The sequence below is a fragment of the Adonisia turfae CCMR0081 genome (assembly GCF_011009555.1).
Taxonomy (GTDB): domain Bacteria; phylum Cyanobacteriota; class Cyanobacteriia; order Phormidesmidales; family Phormidesmidaceae; genus Leptothoe; species Leptothoe turfae.
Map to the genome: position 1 here is coordinate 7,465,118 of NZ_QXHD01000004.1, position 16,212 is coordinate 7,481,329.

13 protein-coding genes and 1 pseudogene are annotated in these 16,212 nt (G+C 44.9%); 4 read left to right on the top strand and 10 right to left on the bottom strand.

Annotated elements, in window-relative coordinates; genetic code table 11:
* Positions 1-166 precede the first annotated feature (166 nt).
* Together DXZ20_RS38385 and DXZ20_RS35905 are read right to left on the bottom strand one after the other, a co-directional pair.
* Entirely contained in the window at positions 167-301 is a 135-nt protein-coding gene (locus DXZ20_RS38385; protein ID WP_284681706.1) for a hypothetical protein, read from the bottom strand.
* Positions 302-530: 229 nt separating this feature from the next.
* The gene (locus DXZ20_RS35905) at positions 531-1,565 is read right to left on the bottom strand and encodes a TIGR00341 family protein (protein WP_163703233.1); all 1,035 of its coding nucleotides are present in this window, start codon (positions 1,563-1,565) and stop codon (positions 531-533) included.
* A 268-nt stretch (positions 1,566-1,833) separates the two neighbouring features.
* On the opposite strand from DXZ20_RS35905, the gene DXZ20_RS35910 reads away from it, so the two are divergent.
* Positions 1,834-2,253 (top strand): BON domain-containing protein, encoded by a 420-nt coding sequence (locus DXZ20_RS35910; protein ID WP_163669670.1) that lies wholly within the window; start codon positions 1,834-1,836, stop codon positions 2,251-2,253.
* 97 nt (positions 2,254-2,350) lie between these two features.
* Here the strand turns inward: DXZ20_RS35910 and DXZ20_RS35915 are convergent, their stop codons facing one another.
* The gene (locus DXZ20_RS35915) at positions 2,351-3,310 is read right to left on the bottom strand and encodes a sugar transferase (RefSeq protein WP_250565154.1); all 960 of its coding nucleotides are present in this window, start codon (positions 3,308-3,310) and stop codon (positions 2,351-2,353) included.
* Between the two features lie 532 nt (positions 3,311-3,842).
* Between DXZ20_RS35915 and DXZ20_RS35920 the strand changes: the two genes are divergently transcribed.
* A complete protein-coding gene (locus tag DXZ20_RS35920) occupies positions 3,843-4,430 on the top strand; it encodes a GIY-YIG nuclease family protein (RefSeq protein ID WP_163703234.1) in 588 nt (195 codons plus the stop codon).
* An 82-nt stretch (positions 4,431-4,512) separates the two neighbouring features.
* On the opposite strand, the gene DXZ20_RS35925 is transcribed toward DXZ20_RS35920, so the two are convergent.
* Entirely contained in the window at positions 4,513-5,505 is a 993-nt protein-coding gene (locus DXZ20_RS35925) for an ABC transporter ATP-binding protein (RefSeq protein ID WP_163703235.1), read from the bottom strand.
* Between the two features lie 369 nt (positions 5,506-5,874).
* On the opposite strand from DXZ20_RS35925, the gene DXZ20_RS35930 reads away from it, so the two are divergent.
* Positions 5,875-6,522, top strand: a complete 648-nt coding sequence (locus DXZ20_RS35930; protein ID WP_163669684.1) for a LexA family protein — start codon at positions 5,875-5,877, stop codon at positions 6,520-6,522.
* 455 nt (positions 6,523-6,977) lie between these two features.
* Positions 6,978-7,223: a hypothetical protein gene (locus DXZ20_RS35935; protein WP_163669686.1), complete on the top strand. Its 246-nt coding sequence runs from the start codon at positions 6,978-6,980 to the stop codon at positions 7,221-7,223.
* A 109-nt stretch (positions 7,224-7,332) separates the two neighbouring features.
* On the opposite strand, the gene DXZ20_RS38835 is transcribed toward DXZ20_RS35935, so the two are convergent.
* The 6 genes and pseudogenes from DXZ20_RS38835 to DXZ20_RS35960 all read right to left on the bottom strand — a co-directional run bounded on the left by DXZ20_RS38835 (position 7,333) and on the right by DXZ20_RS35960 (position 16,154).
* Positions 7,333-8,190: a putative bifunctional diguanylate cyclase/phosphodiesterase gene (locus DXZ20_RS38835; RefSeq protein ID WP_431732111.1), complete on the bottom strand. Its 858-nt coding sequence runs from the start codon at positions 8,188-8,190 to the stop codon at positions 7,333-7,335.
* A gap of 132 nt (positions 8,191-8,322) precedes the next feature.
* Positions 8,323-9,222 (bottom strand): annotated as a pseudogene (locus DXZ20_RS38840) (response regulator); the annotation flags it as partial.
* Positions 9,223-9,273: 51 nt separating this feature from the next.
* Positions 9,274-11,346 (bottom strand): response regulator, encoded by a 2,073-nt coding sequence (locus tag DXZ20_RS35945; RefSeq protein ID WP_250566045.1) that lies wholly within the window; start codon positions 11,344-11,346, stop codon positions 9,274-9,276.
* Positions 11,347-11,395: 49 nt separating this feature from the next.
* Entirely contained in the window at positions 11,396-13,639 is a 2,244-nt protein-coding gene (locus DXZ20_RS35950) for an ATP-binding protein (protein WP_163703237.1), read from the bottom strand.
* A 76-nt stretch (positions 13,640-13,715) separates the two neighbouring features.
* Positions 13,716-14,600, bottom strand: a complete 885-nt coding sequence (locus DXZ20_RS35955; protein ID WP_348918753.1) for a phosphate/phosphite/phosphonate ABC transporter substrate-binding protein — start codon at positions 14,598-14,600, stop codon at positions 13,716-13,718.
* 210 nt (positions 14,601-14,810) lie between these two features.
* Positions 14,811-16,154: a Na+/H+ antiporter NhaC family protein gene (locus tag DXZ20_RS35960; RefSeq protein WP_163703238.1), complete on the bottom strand. Its 1,344-nt coding sequence runs from the start codon at positions 16,152-16,154 to the stop codon at positions 14,811-14,813.
* Positions 16,155-16,212: the final 58 nt, after the last annotated feature.

Here is a 16,212-nt window from a genome sequence, read left to right on the forward strand (position 1 = left end):
TTTTAGCTTGCCAATAGGTTGGGGTTGTTGGTTCTTGGTTTTCAGTAGTTTCTCAATTTTTTAGATTATTGGGTGGATGGCTGGGCGATAGCATTGCGGAGGAGGGTAATCATTTCTGTACGTATTGGCCAGATTGTTGTGCGCCGTGGCATAGGACGGATCGAGGTCAAAAGGTATATCTCCCCTGTAGTGCTTTTAACCGTTCTTCCAGACCCGTTTGCACATTCACCATCGCCCCCAACAAATCCATCTGCGACCGCCGCAACATTGCCAGGACAAAGGTAAGCTGCTTATCTGGCAAGGGTCTTCGGGGTATCCAAACAATGTTTTAGAAACCGTTCACAAGTCTCTTTAATCACCCGATCTCGCTCGCTAGTTTCTCCATCTTTTCTCGGCACCGGAGCCCCAATTTTAGTGATGGGCTTCCCCTTTGCACACATCGCCGCCACCAGATCCATCACAAAGGGAATACCTAAACGAAACTCTGCAATGGATTTCGCTTCACTTTCGGCTAAAGATGTCTTACGATATTACTCTTCGCCATCTGGCTCACCGCTGGCAGGCTGCACTTCTTCCTTAGTGACTTCTTGCACCTCGCTGACCTCAAAAATTAATCGAAACGGTCGGTTCATGCGATCGGTTACATATTGCTCAAGTAATCCCACCTGGGTAGGCGTTACCGGCTCTACGCTATACACCGTCAACCGCACCTCCGGTGGGCTGGGCAACCAATCAATATCAAGGTCAATCAGCTCTAACCGTTGAAACGTGACTGTGCCATTCACCAATGCATCGCGAACACTATCTTCGGCTCGGTTCTGGCGCACTAGCTCCACCAAACTCAGGGCCAGTGGAATCACTAATGCCCCTGTGATGATTAACACATATCGCAACGACTTACGCGCTTTTTGAAACGGTGCATACCCCGTTAGCCAAAAGGCCAACATACAGGCCAGGGTAATACCGATCAAATTGGTCACATACAGTAAGGTCGCACCCTGACTCAGGGCCATTTTTCCCTGGGCCAACCCTAACCCAATCACACAGACTGGCGGCATTAAGGCCACTGCGATCGCAGTTCCCGCCAACGTACTCGATATCTTTGGCTGCACCTTGGCAAATCCGCTAATGCCACCCGCCGTAATTGCAATGCCCAGATCCAGTAGCGTTGGTTCTGATCGCGCCCACACTTCCGACCCATATTCCGAGAGACCTAGCATGAAGCCTAGAGCCGTGGAGAGTGCGATCGCAAGTATCGTACCCACTCCCAGCGCCTTGGCACCTTCCGTAATCAGCTCAATATCACCTTCCAAAAAACCAAAGGCCATGCCCCGAATCGGTAACATCAGCGGTGCCACCAGCATTGCCCCTATGATTACCGCCGCACTATTTGAAAGGAGACCCAGCGTCGCAATGATACAGGCACCAATTGTCATGACCACATAGTCACGATTTAGCTCTGAATCATCCATGAGGCTATCGCGCATGTGCTTTAGCGCCATGGGGGATACTCGTCGCCCACCAAAATAGCGATTCGTTACCGTTTTCAGCCCGTCTCGTACCATGGTTCGCTTCGGCGAAAACATCTATGCAACCGTGTTCAGACTATAGCAAGTTCCTTAGCAAGTTCCTTCAATGTTCATCGTGACGATTACGTACTGTAGAAATTGCATACCCTAGAAAATCTGCCATCCGGCGCAGAAAAATACGCGATTAGACGTCATTAAGGTTATTTGTTTCTGAAAATGTCGATGGGATCAGAAGTCGACCGGTACCCTGATCAATGTGAGGCATTTGTTCTACTCACTTGTGGTATTCACGTAGGAAATTTTCATGGGTTTTCTAAAACGTATCTTTAAGCAGGACAAGCCTGCAGGCGCTAGTATTACCGCTGGTCGTCGCCCTGGTGCCAAAAAAGCTTCCACCCCTAAAAAGACTGCTGCTGCTCCCACTGCCGCTGCTGCCAATAACGCACCTTCATCTTCACCCGCAGCAGAGAACGAAATTCCACTGTGCAAAATTGGCCTCACAGGTGAATTTGATGAAAGTGGTCTAGCTAAGCGGGTCACCCTGGCCTTTGATGAAGATTCTCAGCTGGATGATGTCGAAACTCTATGGGTAGCGCAGCTCAGCAGCAAAGTAGTGCTCAAGGGCAAAGTTCCCAGCCAGGCTATCCTCGACAAAATGATTGCTGTTGCTAAAGACGTTGATGGTGCCACTGCCGTTGACACTAGCCAGGTAGAAATTGGCTAATTTGAGCCTTTAAAAATTTTCAATTCAACAGAGAAGGGTGTGAACCCAGGTTCACACCCTTCTTTTCATTTTTATCTAGGTGTTAATCTTAAAAGCTTTAGTGAGCTCCAGATTTTTTGCTAAACAAAACCAGAACCGTTTTGACAATTAGCTTAATGTCATAGAAGAAGCTCCAGTTTTCCTGATAGCGCAGGTCTAACTTAATCACATCCTCAAACTTAGTGATGCTAGAGCGACCGTTAACCTGCCATTCTCCAGTCATTCCTGGCTTGACATTTAGACGTTGCCACTGGCCAACTTCATATTGCTCAATCTCATCAGGTGTGGGGGGTCTTGTACCCACAAGGCTCATATCCCCCTTGAGCACATTCCAAAATTGAGGAAACTCATCTAAGCTGGTTTTGCGAAGGAAACGCCCAATCTTAGTGATTCGGGGATCGTTTTCATTCTTAAATAGTGGGCCTTCCACCTGGTTAGAGACCTCGCTCTTACGAGATTCGGCATCCGTTACCATCGAGCGGAATTTCCAAATCTTAAACCGCTTACCTAGCCAAGAGCAGCGGGTCTGAGCAAAGAAAATAGGACCTCCATCATCCAGCTTAATAATGATTGCAACTGGTACACAAACCAGAGCAGTCAAGAATAATCCTACAAAGGCTCCTACGATGTCTAGCGTGCGTTTTGCTTTGGAATTTACTGAAGGATGAGTTTCAGGTAAAACCTGATCTTCAGGATTGGAATCTTCCTCAGCAGCAAGGGTAATGTCAAATACCTTATCTAGTTCAGTTAATGACAGCACCATCATGACCTGGGCGGGTACATCGACCAATCGCAACCTGGCACCTTTAGCCGCACATAGGCGATGGCAAATCACCAAAGCGCCAATGCCACTACTGTCAATAAATCGGGTTGCCGAAAAATCCAGTACCAACTCAGATAAATCAGGCTGCTCGGCAAAAAGCGTCTGACACTGCTGCTTAAATGCTGTTGCTTCAGCTACTGCCATACTGATGGGCAGCTGAATAGTTTGAAACTCCGATTGGACCAACGCTGACATAGGAGAGGATGTCTTAACACTATCGACCATAATCTAATAGCAATATTTACAACAGACTAGTAGAACAATCGGCAACCCTAGATTGCCCAAAAGTTCCATCAGACGGGTTATCTATATACTGTTCGCCTTGTTTAGCCTAACGAATAAACATCGAGTGATTACTCACGCAATTCGGCATTTACTCGGTAGCCACCCTCTGCTCTATCCAATTTTAAGTAGTAACAACAAAACCCGACTTGATAAAAGGTAGTGTCTACAAAATCAATATAAACTTGCCCTTAGATTCGGTAGTTTTCTTCACAATGGGAGTTACTTTTGCATCACAGTGGAGGACGTGTCATTACTCAGAACGTTAATAGGCCGATGTCGATACCTATCAATACATGGTGAATCGTTAACTTTCCAGATTAAATCTACTGCCATCTCTGCAATGTTCTTGTAAAGCAGGTATTCTTGATGCTAGATACAGAGGTATGATTGCTTTCTAGAGGCATGATTACGCCATATATAGCGTCGAGCTTGGAGTAATTCCATGGGCAATCGTAACCAACCCTCCCTACTGAATGACGAGGTTCAGCGGGCCGTTAGTCAGTCTCGATTCCAAAACTTACAGTCTCAAACTACCTTGAGCCATAGCGAGCTCGTTGCTTGGAAATGTAAAGTTGCTACATTTCAGACGTCCGTACAAGCGACACCCATAATGGAGCAAGCTTGTTTGTTCGAAGCAGCTCGTGATCCTGGCGAGGATATCGATCCGTTTACTTTACCTCAGCAAAATACGGAATTTTGGCGCTGGCAGTTTAGTGATGTGGGGGTGGCAGCCCTCTATTTTGTCATTGATTACAAAAGTGAGTTGCTGTTGTATGTGGGCGAAACCGTCAAATCAAATCAGCGTTGGAAAGGGGAACATGATTGTAAACGCTATTTAATGAACTATCGCCATGCGCATTATCATCATGGTCTTGACAGTCAGTTAGGTATAGCGTTTTGGCGTCATGCTCCTGTTGAACGCCGCCCTCGCCAGGCGATTGAATCAGCTCTCATATATAAGTGGCGCTCGCCATTTAATAAGGAAAATTGGAAATTTTGGGGAACTCCTTTTATTGGTGAAGGTGGCTAATCTTCAGGTAAGGGGGGAACTCCCTTTATCGGTGAGGGTGGCTAATCTTCAGGTAAGGGGGAGAGTTTTGACGGTCATGTTTTTAGTTGCGAACAATCTCAAGCCCAATATCAAATACTCGCCCGATGACATCTTCTATGGGGGGATCGGTAACGGTTAAATCATGGACTGGCAATTGGGCTAACACTTGGGATACGGTTTTGGTCAGGTCTTCTCTACGCACTAAAAGAACAACTTTGCAACCATCGATAGACTGAATTTCACCATAGGGTTCTAAAGAGGCAGCGGGAATTTCTTGGGCAAGCTCAGCAGTCACTTCACGATAGGGGGCAAACTGCTCAATCAGACTGTTCAAAGACCCATCATAAATGAGTTGTCCTTGATAGATGAGTAAGACGCGATCGCAAAGCGCCGTAATATCAGCCATATAATGACTCGTTAGAACAATGGTTGCCTGGTAACGCCGGTTATAAGCCTGCAAAAAATTTCGCACCGCCATTTGGGCATTGACATCCAGTCCCAATGTGGGCTCATCTAAAAACAACACCTGAGGATGATGTAACAGAGCTGCTAACATTTCAGCCTTCATCCGTTCTCCCAAAGATAACTTACGGACAGGCTGTGTAAGTTTATCGGTCAGGTCAAGCATCTTAGACAGTTCATGGATGCGATCGCGTAGCTCTTGGTGGGATAGCCCATAGATCGCCCCATTAATCCGCAGTGAATCTAGGGTCGGTAAATCCCAAATTAGTTGCTGCTTTTGTCCCATGACCAGAGTGATGTGCTCCAAAAAAGAACGCTGACGCTGAAAGGGGATCTGCCCAGCCACGCTTACCTGGCCAGACGATGGATAAATTAATCCGGTCAGCATTTTTAACGTTGTGGTTTTACCGGCTCCATTGGGTCCCAAAAAACCAACCACTTCCCCTGGTTCTATGGAGAACGATACATTATTGACAGCCTTGACCTGACGATATTGACGCTGGAAAAAGTGACGTAATGTTCCAGCTAGGCCAGGTTGCTTAATGGCCACTGGATAGACCTTGGTTAGGTTTTTCACTTCTATAGCAGGCATAGGTTCTGTAACATAGTTAGTAGCAGGTTAGTAGCAATGAGTCTCTAGCCAATGAATTCTGGTGTGGACTCTTTATATGATGCAGCTTATATGATGCAGCAACAATCTGATTTAAGCTGGCGTATTGCAGGCTGCTAAATATTTTCCGTCAGCATCGAAAGTCGATGTCGGTGTGAATACTAAGCACGACAACAGTCAACTGCATAGAAGAAAACCGATAAATCAGCGGATAGAATACCTCAAAGCATTGAGCACCTCTTCTAACTTACGGTCAGGCGCAGTAGTGTCTATTTTTGATTTTTTTCAAACCCCCTAGTCACTGATAGGACAATTGAACTACAATACATTTGTCCTATACGATGTTGACCCATGGCTGTCCGCAAACCCCACGGAACTGTACTCAGCTTCATCGAAGCGTACTGGCGCAAACATCAGAACAGCCCTACGGTGAGAGAAATTACCACCGGTACAGCTCGCTCCCATGGCAGCATTCAAAACAGTCTGAAATGGTTAGAGCGAAACCAATATATTACTCGTCGCAAACGTACATCACGGGGTATTAAGGTCGTTAACTTCGAAGCCTACGACATTCCTCCCACTGAACTATCAGAGTTAGAAGGAATACCCATTCGCGGTGAAATTGCAGCCGGTTATTGCCACGAGCCTGCTACAGAAGACCATGGGTATCTCAACATTGAGTACAACGGACGTAAGCCCAACGATTATGTCCTGAAAATTTCAGGAGATAGTATGGTGGGTGCCGGTATTCCTGATGGAGCCTATGTCGGCATTCGACCTGTAGCTGATGATTACCAACCTGGGCCTGGTGAGATTGTTGCAGTTTATGTGGAAGGCCAAGGTGCTACCCTAAAACATTTTTTTCAAAAAGAGTCAGTGGTTGTTTTAGAGGCTGCCAATCCTAAGTATGAGCCGCTGATCTTTGATCTGGATGATTGTGAGTTACGGGTGCAAGGGACTCACATTTTTACCCACTGGCAGTCAACAGCGCTTAGTTAAAAGACAGATAGGTTCACCCTAAACGCTGTCTCTTTTCTAGAACTGATCGATCAATTTTGTATCAGAAAGAACTTTGTATGCTGTAATTTTTTGAAGTTATCTACCGACAGGTGACTACTCTGTCCATAAGTTCATCCATGGGCTCCTTAATGGTGTAGATATGCATTGGTAATGCTGCGAGCCATGGCTGGAATGACCGTATAGGTGGGTTTTAACTGACTGTCAGGTAGCCACAATAGACATGTTGCATTGTTATGAACTCCATAAGATGTGAGCAGGTTTAATCAAAAATTCTGGATTTGGTAAATTGCATGGGAATTCTATAGGTATAAGTTTCTTCGTCACTGATGCAGACTTCCCCCGGTCTGTATCCCTTTAGAACCATGCATCCAATCTTGAAAGACTGGTTACAGAACCTTGGCTGCCTTGTCCCCCTTGGATTTTTGGGCCTTTGCATGGCCTTCATTACGCACTGGGTATCTACAGAAACAGGCCCAGCCAGGATAGTGATTGTATGGCAAGCCAGAATTCTAGAAGGTCAGTATTTCGATAAGGTCACGATGGCGGCTTTCATTTTGCCCGCACTCATCGGCGCATGGCTAGTATATGTTAGCTTCCGTCGATTTTTGACAAGACTCGGCGTCTATGATCGGCCAACAAATGCAGGCTTTAAACGTCCCAATGAGAAAATATATCGCTGATTCGATTGCACACAATTGCTGATTTAGGAGATGTACCGATCTAGAGCTATGGCTATTTACCGGTGTTTCATACCTAAAGTCATCCTAAGGATCAGCAATGTCGACTGAACTAGTGGAGGGTGGCTACCCTACCTTTATCATTCTTAATATTATCCGTTAGCCAATGATGGGACCAAACAGGCTGAGTGAATAGCTTAGCCATGGTTGTACTGTCGACCGGCTTAGAGAAGAGATAACCCTGGCCTAATTGGCAGCCAAATGTTCTCAACTGCTGTAGCTGTAGATCTGTTTCAATGCCTTCGGCAACAATATCCATTCCTAGGGTATTTGCCAGGGTGACAATCGCTTGGAAGATACCGACATGTTTGGGATCTTGGCCCAGCTGATTCACAAAAGCTCGGTCGATTTTAAGGGTATCGACGGGAAACTGAGTGAGATAACTCAAAGAGGAATAGCCTGTACCAAAGTCATCGATGGCCAGTTGGATGTTTTGCGATCGCAATCTTTCCAGAATAGATGCAGCTGATTTACTACTCTCCATAATGGCGCTTTCGGTAATCTCAAGTTGTAAGTTCTCAGGTTGCAGATCTGTGTCTGCTAACATCTGTTGAATGCGTTCTACCAGATCTGGTTGAGCGAACTGGCGTACCGAAAGGTTGACGCTTACCTTTAGTTGCTCTAAAGACGGATACTGCTGTTGCCACTGACGGAACTGTTCGCAAGCCTGACGCATCACAATTGCGCCTAAAGGAACAATTAATCCAGATGACTCAGCTGCTGGGATAAACTGGCTCGGTGGAATAAATCCCTGTTCAGGATGTTGCCAACGAACAAGCGCCTCCATGCCTCGGATTTCTCCAGTAGCAAGAGAGACAATGGGTTGATAATGAACAATAAACTCCTGGCGGTCAATAGCCTGTCTGAGATTACTCTCCAACTGCACCTTTTCCAATGCCTGATCGTGCATGTGGGCATTAAACACACAATACGCTGCTATATTCCCCTCCGTCCTCCCTGGCAAAGTTAAACCTAGAGAATAAGCCTGAGAACAGGCAATGCTAGCATCTCGCAGAATGTGATCCGCTCTAGAATACTGGGGTTGTCCTAGGGTTATCCCCCATTTTGTTTGCAAAAAGATCTGATGGTGCTCAATAATAAACACCTTTGATAACTCTCCCTGAGCTTGTTTAGCCATGGCTAAACAAGTTTTCTGAGCAATCTCTTGGTTAGCCGCAAGGCCCTGTAGCAACACCACAAATCGATCACTCCCAATTCTAGCGATTACTGCCTGATCAGAAAAACAATGGTTAAGACGATGTGCCACCTGTAACAGTAGATCGTCCCCTACCAAGTGGCCAAATGCATTGGTAATACGTTGAAAGCGTTCACACGTTAAGCTCAAAACAGCATAGGTTTCCGATAAAAAATGGGTTTGTTCCATCGCCTGTTCTAAAACTTTGACGAATCCAGGTAAATTGAAGCAATCCGTAAGCCGATCGTGGGTGGTTTGATAAATCAGCTTTTCTTGCACTCGCTGACGTTCGGCCATCTCTTCCTGGAGTTGCAGAGTGCGTTCCATAACCCGCTGCTCAAGTTGTTCATTGAGCATGTTTATCTCAGCCTGGGTCTGTTTAAGCGTTAAATGGGTAGAGATGCGGGCTAATACTTCCTCAAGTTGGAATGGTTTTGTGACATAGTCAACACCGCCAGATTCAAATGCTTTTACCTTATCGAGGGTCTCTCCCATAGCGCTGACAAAGATAACCGGAATCTCTTGAGTATTTTGACAACTTTTCAGTTGACGACAGATGGTATAGCCGTCCATATCTGGCATATTAATATCCAGCAAAATAAGATCAGGAGGGGCAGCTTCAATAGATTTCAGGGCCAATGCTCCACTAATAGCACAGCGAACCGTGTACCCTTGGCTAAGTAAAAGCTCGAACAATAGTTCAACATTTTGAAGAACATCATCAATCAACAGAATATTACCGGTCATATTTAGCTTTAAACATTACAAAAAGAGGAGCAATCAATCAAATCTTGATGTTTACAGCTTTTCAGTCACCCTTTTTAAGGTTTCTATCAGTTCTTGTAAGTGAATCGGTTTACTAATATAGCCATCCATGCCAGCGGCTAGAAATCGTTCTCGATCACCTTGCATGGCATTAGCTGTTAAGGCAATAATCTGTGGCCGTCGAATCAACGGCCATTGCTCACGAATTTTTGCTGTAGTAACTAATCCATCCATAGTGGGCATCTGCACATCCATAAAGATGACATCATAGGGATGTTGTTGCATTGCCTCAAGTACTTTACAACCATCGCTAACTATATCAGGTTGGTAACCTAACTTATTTAAGTATTGTTTGGCTAGCTGTTGATTTACCAGATTATCTTCTGCAACTAAAATCTTTAAAGGATGAGTTTGCCCAAAGGTAGGCTCTAATAATGTTGTTTTAGTTGGTTTAAAGTCTTCTTTAGGTTGTACCTTGCCAATCAGCACTTGGGTAAGCACATCGTACAAGCGAGATTGCCGAATTGGCTTATTGAGAAAAGCAGCAAAGTTAATGGCCTTAACCCTGTTTTCTGGAAGCTCTGGTCGGCCAATAGACGTCAACATAATTAATGGGATGGTTTGCCCATAGTCTCCCTGTAAACGAATATTATTGGCCACGGTTAAACCATCCATATTAGGCATTTGCATATCGAGGATAATGGCATCAAAATCAGACTGACAACTTAAAATACCTAATGCTTCATAGCCAGACTGTGCAGCGATTGGAACTATCCCCCAGGACTTAGTTTGTAAGGTTAAAATATCCCGATTAGTAGCATTATCATCCACAATGAGTACCCGCTTTCCCAATAGCTGATTATTTGGCTGTGGTGCTTGAGGCGTATCTTGTTCAGAGAATACTTGAACAGAAATCGAAAACGAAAAACATGAGCCCTCACCCACAACACTGGTTACGGACATCGCTCCCCCCATCAATTCACACAGTTTTTTACTAATCGCCAGTCCAAGACCAGTACCGCCATATTTACGAGTTGTAGACGAGTCTACTTGGCTAAAGGATTTAAAGAGACGATCCACTTTATTTGCAGGGATACCAATACCAGTATCTTGCACTAAAAAATGAATAGTTAGAAATTCGTCATTAGCTGATTGAGGATCAGATTCAGATGGCGTAGTGTGTACTTTAACAACAACCTCACCCTCATGGGTAAATTTGACAGCATTACCCACCAGATTAACTAAAATCTGCCGTAATCGAGTGACATCACCCACTAGGGTATTTGGCACATCTAAATCAACGACACAACAGAGCTCTAAATTTTTCTTTACAGCTTTGGGAGCCAATAGTTCTAGAGATTCTTCCACACAGGTGCGCAGATTGAAAGGTGCATGCTCTACATCAAGCTTGTTCGACTCAATTTTAGAGAAATCAAGAATATCGTTAATGAGTGTGAGTAGCGAACTACTACAGTTTTGAACTGTTTCAGCGAAATTACGTTGTTCAGAATCTAAATTGGTATCAAGTAGTAACTCAGTCATACCGATAATGCCATTCATCGGTGTACGAATTTCATGGCTTAATGTAGCCAAAAACTCACTCTTGGCTTTTTCTGCAGCCAGGGCCTCATCCCTGGCGATAGCAAGCTGTACCAAGTTTTCTTGTAGCTGATTCGTACGCTCTATTACACGTTGCTCGAGATTTTCATTGAGGGACTTGATTTCAGCGCGAGCTGATGTGAGAGCAAGATGATTTTTAACACGGGCTAGTACTTCTTCAATCTGAAAGGGCTTTGTTACATAATCCACACCCCCTACTTCAAAGGCCTTTACCTTATCTAAGGTTTCACCTAGAGCACTGATAAAAATAACTGGAATCTCTCGAAACCTTTCATCACACTGTAGCTGTCGGCAGACGGTGTAGCCGTCCATATCTGGCATATTGATATCCAACAAAATGAGATCAGGAGGTGCCGCCTCGATTGTCTTAAGGGCTAAGGGACCACTAATGGCACATCGTACCTTGTACTCCTGTTGGAGTAGAACCTCAAACAACAACTCTAAATTTTGAGGAGTATCATCAACCAACAGGATGTTAGTAGCCATATCTATCTATTTTGCTGTAAGAAATCAATTCATTTAACACGACAATTGATCAACCATGGTGAACTTCTAAAATGTCAGCTGTATAATCAGTAATCTTGTCAAATCTGAAACTATTCACCCAGGTTTGTAACTCATTTACTAATGCACCGTGGTCATCCACAACCTGCTGCAATAACTGGGACACAGCTTCACGATCAAGTTGTATAGAAGCTTCATGCAGTTTTATCAACCAATCTCGGGGCATTGCAGCTATTTGTTTATCAATGGGCTCATTAACTGCAACACTTGTAGAATTAACGTTCACAGATTCCTCTGATTTATCAGGCTCATCCCCTTCGTAGAGATAACGAACACCTAAATGCTGCTCAAGCTTTTCGAACAGGTTTTGTTCGCGAAAAGGCTTTCGCACATAGTCATCACAACCAGCCTCTAGAGCCATTGTGCGATGGTCCTCAAAGGCAAATGCTGTCAATGCAATAATAATTGTTGAATGTTTTTTCCCTGATGGTTGATTTTTTTCAAGGTCTCGAATATGGCGGGTGGCCTCAAGACCATCCATCACAGGCATTCGCATATCCATCCAAATCAAGTGAGGCTGCCACTCTTTCCAACATTCAACTCCTTCCATGCCATTGGTAGCGACCTGCACTTCAAAACCGACCAGTTCTAGCACTCTGGTTAACAATTGCTGATTTTCCTCAACGTCTTCCACAATTAAAAGACGGCAGGTGTCTTGATCTGGTGCTAGCCCGACAACATGCTTTACTTCTGCGGATGCTACCTTAACATCAATGGCTTCTACCATTTGCATTGGCACCGAAAATTGAAACGTTGACCCTTGCCCTAACTGGCTTGATACGGTTAGATCCCCTCCCATAAGGCGCACATAACGGCGACTAATGGCTAAACCTAAGCCAGTGCCTTGTTGACTATTGCGACCTACTTCTGTCTGCTCAAATGGCTCAAAGATTACGGTCAAATTTTCCTCCGAAATACCAAGTCCAGTGTCTTCAACTGCAAACTTAAATCGATAAGATTGAGCCTGTGAGGAATCTGGCAAAGTCTTAACTTGAAGTTTCACGCTCCCTTCTTTAGTGAATTTGACGGCATTACTCAACAAATTTAGTAACACCTGACGTAACTTGCGCTCATCCGCTTTAACGTACCGAGGAAGATCAGATGGATAATCAAAGACAAAATGTAAATTTTGGGCTTTAGCTCGTATACTGAGCATGTCGTGGAGCGTCTGCAAAAAGTGATGCAAATCAAACGCCACCGGCTCAATTAAAGTCTGTCCTGCTTCAATTTTTGCCATTTCCAGAACATCATTAATCAGCGAAAGTAAATGTTCGCCACTGCGGTTAATAGTGTCTAGTGTTCGTTTTTGATTAGGGGTTACATCTTTCTCTCGAGCCATCAGCTCACTAAAGCCTAAAATAGCATTTAGTGGTGTTCTCAACTCATGACTCATACTGGCCAAAAACTCACTTTTTGCTCTATTAGCTGCAATTGACTGATCTAAAGCTTCAGCCAACTTCACCCAATTTTCCTGTAGCTGATCCGCCATTCGATTCAGGGCATTGCCCACTTGGCCAATCTCATCTGGACAGCCAATTTCAATTCGTTGATCAAGGTTTCCCTCTTCAAACCCTTGGGCAAATTTCCTCAATGATGTCAAAGGCTTATAGACCTGACGATTAAATAGGGCAATCGTCAGCAGCGCTAGTAAGAAACTTACTAATAAGGCCCTTATAATACTTTCTAAGGCAGCTTTAACACTTTCTGAGCGCACTCGTTGGGTGGAGTACCCTAATCGAAGCTGCCCCAAGGGCTTACCAAAAGACTCAATCGGTAATTGCACCTGATGCACATAGGGTAATTGATCAACCTTTACCAACAACCCTAATAAATCATCAGACTGAGTCTCAGACTCTGAAGCAACAAGTTTGATTAAAGGTTGTTCACGATTGAGATACTGGGTCAATAACTCCCCATCATGACTAATTATTACACTGTAAACAATGTCACTGTCTTCAGTTGCCTGTTGCATCATTGTTTCCAAGTATAGAAAGTCAAGGTCAAAAACTGCTTCTGGAGCAACACCACGCAAAAAGTCAGCTCTGCTTTCAACTTGAGTACGCAGATTAGTCATCTGCTGTGTTTGGTTACGAGAGATTTGTAATAGACTAAACACCAATTGCACTGCTAACACAAACGAGCTAGCAATTGTCAAATAGCGCAATGCCACACTATTCTGAAATTTAAGCACCAAAAACTTTCGAAGATTTTTCATGGCTTGCAGCTCTAAAACCAGTCCATAGGGATCTTAAAATTTCAGACAGCAGGTCTCTTAACAAAGGTATTCTTCCTTAATTTGCATCCCAGCTTTTTAGCTGTAGGGTTTCAATCAAGTTATCGAGACGGCTATAGTCGACAGCTGGCACAAATCCTTCTACTCGTAGAGATTCTAGGGCGGGATGATCGCTCGGTATACTTATGAGTGCTGACTGCACCTGTTCAACGAGTTGAGGGTCGGTATCTGGTAATTTAGCAATAGGCCATTCAGGATACAGGTCTGTGGTGTGGGAATAAAAGAAATCATCCTCTACCACGTCAATAATGCGGACTTCATCTTGGCTAGTTAGTAGGCCTTTTTTAACCATTTTCTCAAGCTGTCCTGTACGAATAAACCCTACATCGATGGTGTTATTCAGTAATGCCAAGACAATGTTATCTTGAGATTTATTTTCGACAAAACTACTGAAATCTTTGTAAGGGTCAAAGCCGTTTTGCAACAGGTGATAAATCTGAAAGGTACATCCTGCTGCTGCTGTTTGAAAATTAACACAGGCTGCTTTTCGGCCTTTCAGGTCTTGGATAGACGTCATATCACTATTAGCATTGACGACAATCAGGCCGCTAAACTGAGCACCGGTTTTAGGGCGAGTGTGGGTCACCAAGAACTCAGTGTCATAAAGTCGCTGAATCTGTACGGCAGCCAAGGGATTATTCGTCGTGAAATCTAATGCTTCTTCTGCAACCTTAGTGAACTGACTTTCTTGAGATAAGATAACTAGCTCAACAGGTCGACCAATCTCAGTTGATAGATAATTGAGCAGGGGACCGTAGCGCTCGTTTACAGAGACCGCACTGTCAATGGCTAATACTCCAAAGTATACGGGGTCTCCGGTTACAGGAGCAGCATTTTGTGTTGGTTGGGTATCCGTAATCTCCACATCTGTGGAATCAAGCACAGGCGCACCGCAAGCTATTCCCAAGCTCAGTAAAACTAAAGGCACTGCCTGCAAACGAATACACCTGGAGAGGTTAAAGCGCATGGGTTGGAAATGAATACGAACGACAGAGGTCGGCAACAAACTGAGTGATAAATCAAGCTGCCCTATTATTAATAGTGCCTCCGGCGTTTTGCAAACTAACAGGGAGGATGCGATTAAGGCCAGGACTTATTTTTGAACGGTAGCTAGCACAGGTACAGACTCTAGGCGAGCAGGCCAGAGCCAGTTACAGAGGGGAACGAGGTAGAGATACACCGCAAATGGAATGAAGCCCGGACCAGCCATCAGTAATGTGGCGGGGACTAACCCCGCAATGTTCCAGGGAATCATGGGTGCCAGCACAACGGCTGTGTTCTCTAGGTCAATGGCTACTTGCTGGGCGTTATGGCCCTGTTGTTTATATTGACGCGATACCAGCTGATGGGTAAGTAAAATAGTAATGGTTTGGGTGCAGCCAAAGGCTCCTGAAAGCAGGCTAATTAAGGTTGTGCCCGCAAAGAGAGTACGCTGTTGTTGCGCTATGCGTAACCAACGTCCTACACGGTCCAGGCTGTGGGTATTGCTCAAGAGTCCTGATAGGGCGGTTGACAATAAAACAACAGCACAAACTTTTAGCATGGGCCATAAACCGCCGCCCAACAAAATAGAATCTAGTTCGGAACTAGATTCCAGTCGAAAACCCCATAGGGTAAAGCGGAGAATATCTGTAAGAGAATAGTGTTGCAGACCGATCGCTAAGATAACGGCCACGCCCCAACCTAGACTGATCGTAAGTTTTACATTCACGCGTATCGCTGCCAGTGCCAACACCAGTAACGCCGGAACAAGTGTTACACCATGGAGATCAAACGTAGCTGCAATTTGTCGACTAATGTCGGACTGTTGAGAGATTTCTAATGGATAGAACCAGGAAAATATGCCATAGGTCAGTAACGTTAGTGATAGGGGCAGCAGAGACGTTAACAGCATTTGTTTCAGATTCTGGTAAATGCGTGTGTCAGTAACTGTTGCGATCAAATGGGCACTGGAAGAAAGCGGAGAACACCGATCGCCCACATAAGCTCCGGCAATAATGGCCCCAGCCACCAAATTAAGCTGGGGCATACCGCTGCTGCGGGCCATGATCATCAAGGCTAAACCAATGGTGCCAGCAGCCCCAAAGGAGGTGCCAAGTAAGGTGGATACTAATGCGGTCAAGATAAAGGCCGACAGTACAAAGTAGTGGGGGGCAATCAGCTGGGTACCGTAGTAAACAAGGGCTGGTACGGTACCCCCAGCGAGCCAACTACTCATGAGGGCACCAATGAGTAGCAAAATGCTAAACACAGGCCAGGACTGTCTAGCTCCTTGCCAACAGAAACGTAGGAGTATCAGCAGCCCATAGCCGCGACGTAGGTGGATAAGGATGAATAGTGCGATCGCACCCGCCAATGGCCACATTAGCGCTATTCCCTGTAGTGCACTGATCAACAGCAATGCAAATGCAGCTAACAAGCCAAATACAATATCCATAGAGGCATCCAAATATTGGTTGATTTACCCATCCCATCCATTATGCGTCTGACAGTTC